General features: G+C 75.3%; 2 protein-coding genes and 1 pseudogene. All 3 read right to left on the bottom strand.

The window, feature by feature from the left end:
* Positions 1-220, bottom strand: a pseudogene (locus GTW67_RS31375) (ABC transporter ATP-binding protein); the annotation flags it as partial.
* Positions 217-945 carry a methyltransferase domain-containing protein gene (locus GTW67_RS31370; RefSeq protein ID WP_161168134.1) on the bottom strand — a complete coding sequence of 243 codons (729 nt, stop codon included), beginning with the start codon at positions 943-945 and terminating at the stop codon, positions 217-219. The gene GTW67_RS31370 and the pseudogene GTW67_RS31375, both read right to left, overlap by 4 nt.
* 79 nt (positions 946-1024) lie before the next feature.
* Positions 1025-1766: alpha/beta fold hydrolase (locus GTW67_RS31365; protein ID WP_202437951.1), on the bottom strand; the 742-nt coding region annotated here is incomplete at its 5' end.

Raw genomic sequence — 1766 nt, 5'->3', positions numbered from 1 at the left:
CCGGGGCCCCTGCGGTGAGGCGTTCGGCGATGCGGGAGACGGCGATGAAGGGGACCACTCCGGCGAGGGCGGCGAGCGCCTGGAGGCCCACGGCGACCGCCAGCCGCCCGCGGACGGGCTCGGCCAGCGTGCGCAGCGGGGCTGCGTGGGTGCCTGCGCCGTCTGCTGCGGCGTCCGGGGCGGCCGGGGCCGGGCCGGGCTGGGGCGGTTGTGACTTCACTTGACGAGTACTCCGATTTCGGGGATGGGCCTGCCGCCCGCCTCGGTGATGCGGCGGCTGGTCATGCCGGCCTCGCGGGCCAGCGCGGCGACGTCGAAGGTGTGCCAGTCGTAGCTGTCGGCGACCTCGCGCACGGTGCGGCCGTCGCGCAGGACCTTCCAGGTGGTCGTGAACCGCATGGCGTCGCCCTCGGCGGGTTCGCCGCCGATCCACCACTCGTACGTCTGGCGGCCGATGGTCTCCCTGAGGGACATCACCGGCGGGATGACGCGGGGCGAGGAGACTCCCATCAGTTCGACGACGATGGGGGCCCCGTCGGGCGGGCGGTCCGCGAGCCGCTTCCACAGCGTCACGCGTTCGGGGGCGGTGAGGTGGCCGGCCACGCCGAAGATGACGACGGCGGAGAGCCGTTCGGGCAGGACGAGGTCCTGGGCGGCGCCGTCCACGACGGTCACGCGCCGGCGCAGGTCCGGGTCGCGGGCGACGCGGGAGGTGAGCATGGCGCGCATGGTGGCCGACGGCTCGGCCGCGAGGATCTCGGCCTCGGGCAGGGCGGCGGCGATGACCTCGGTCACGCGTCCGGTGCCCGCGCCGATCTCCAGGACGGGGCCGTGGGACACGTCCAGGCCGGTGAGGACGCGGGTCAGCGGGGGGCCGCTGCTGGCGGTGTGCCGGGTGGCGACCAGTTCGTAGAACTCGGCCGAGGTCGAGTAGTAGTCGATCACGTCGGTCTCCGGGCTTCAGGGGTCGGCGGTCGGGCGTGGAGAGGCGGGAGCCGGGGTTCCGGCGCCGGGCGGGGACGGCTCACGGGGTGCTCGGCCAGGTGTGGGCGCCGCCGGTGGTCAGCGAGGGGTCCAGCCTGCGCAGGACGGTGGCGACGACCTCGCGGCGTCGCGGGGTGAGGTAGAAGTGGTCGCCGGGGAAGACGCGTACCTCGGTGCGGGCGGTGGTGAGGTCCGCCCAGCCGCCCGCCCGCTCGCGGCTGCGTTCCTCGCCGAGTTCCGGGTCCGCGCTGCCGGTCAGGACGTGCAGGGGGCAGGACAGCGGGGGCCGGTCCGCCGGGCGGTACGTCTCGATGATCCGGTAGTCGTGCCGTACGGCCGTGAGGACCAGGGAGCGCAGCCCGGGGTCCTCCAGGACCTCTCGGTTCGTGCCGCCCAGCCGGGCCAGTTCCGCGGCCAGGGTGTCGTCGTTCTGGCGGTGCAGCCGCCCGGTCACCGCCGTGCCGGGGGCGGCCCGGCCCGACGCGAACAGGCGGCGCGGGCCCGGGAGTCCGCGACGGGTCAGCTCGTGGGCGAGCTCCCAGGCCACGGCGGAGCCCATGCTGTGCCCGAAGAGGGCGTACGGCCGGTCCAGCAGCGGTTCGGCGGCGTCCGCCACCGCCCCCACCAGCTCGCCCATGCCGGCTGCCTCCGGGTCCTCGAAACGATCCTCGCGGCCGGGGTACTGGATGGCGAGGAGTTCGACCTCGGGGGGCATCAGGGCCGCCCAGGGCCGGTAGAAGCCCGCGCTGCCGCCTGCGTGCGGTAGGCAGATCAGCGTGAAC

This window comes from Streptomyces sp. SID5910 (genome assembly GCF_009862125.1).
Classification (GTDB): domain Bacteria; phylum Actinomycetota; class Actinomycetes; order Streptomycetales; family Streptomycetaceae; genus Streptomyces.
Note: the sequence above shows the minus strand (reverse complement) of the source record. Positions and strands in the feature narration are given on the sequence as shown.